Below are 1,102 nucleotides of genomic sequence, written 5' to 3'. Positions count from 1 at the left end.
GTATTGCGTCGGTAAAGCGACTGTAGGGGATTTGCGGGTGTTGCGGTGCGAAGCGGATCTTCGCGGCGTCCTACACCAACGGCAGCTTTGCGCAAAGGCTCGCCCCAGAAAGAAATCGAGAGGGCGGTGGAAAAGCGCTAAGTTAGGCAGACCTCTTTTCCATTGGGGCGATAGCTTGAACATGCTTCCGAAAAATCACAAGGGTGACGTTAGCTAAGACGTGATCATGTGAGAAACTCATTGGCATAGCCATACCTTCCGGGGCGCTCAACTGGACTGTTGGAATCGACTTTCGAGCATACACACGCTTATGGCGAATTGCGCCAGTATGCAGAAATTTTGAGCGATCCGAATAGCGGAGATTAAACCATCTTTCCCAATAATCTGCACCCATTTGCTCCGCCGCGTAATTTCTAACCCTTTGTGATATCTTATACTGAGGTTGATTGCACGACTTACAGGTTTCTGGATTGTCGCCTTTATCGGAAAGCACCTCTAGAGCAGAAATGATCAGGGCATTTGCGGTATCGCCAAGATAGTCACGACTGGATGAAGCGGAAAATATAGACCTCTGTATAAGGTGGCCAGCCTTCAGTATAAGGTTTATGTCTGCCGAGTCGTAGAGTAATAAGTCAATTAGTTCTGAGAATGACGGGCAAGCAAGCTTTCTAACGCTCCCATTCAGATCGCCGTCTGATATCAGGCTCAAAACTTCTCGATACTCCGGTATACCATTTTGTTCACGCGTCAAAAAAAACAGGTTGCCAGTCCACGCGCTTGCCAGCGCGCAAAAACTCCATGCTAAGTTTGCGGCTTGATCTTCAAGGTCAAACTCATCGTAGTGTGTTACATTAAATTTAAGCTCACCATGTCCCTTGCGGCCTGTAAAATCAAAGGTCCTTCCAGAGAGGGTCGGCAAATCAAGGCATATAGGTGTGAAGACACTCATTTTGATTCTTGAATTCTTCGGTGGGTCGCACGCAGCCTTCGAGAGGGACGATTGTATGCTATCTGCGATTTCATCAATATTCAGACACGATGCCCACGAGGTGGGGATGGAGAAAATTAGCTTATCGACAATCCCACGACGTTTATACTGGAA

The 1,102-nt window shown here is 47.6% G+C and carries 1 pseudogene; it reads right to left on the bottom strand.

Annotated features, from left to right (window positions below):
- Window positions 1–142: 142 nt before the first annotated feature.
- Window positions 143–1,102 (bottom strand): annotated as a pseudogene (locus B3M53_RS03115) (hypothetical protein); the annotation flags it as partial.

This window comes from Oceanicaulis sp. UBA2681, assembly GCF_002354675.1.
Classification (GTDB): Bacteria; Pseudomonadota; Alphaproteobacteria; order Caulobacterales; family Maricaulaceae; genus Oceanicaulis; species Oceanicaulis alexandrii.
The sequence above is the reverse complement of the archived record's forward strand: the minus strand, read 5'-3'. Positions and strand labels throughout refer to the sequence as shown.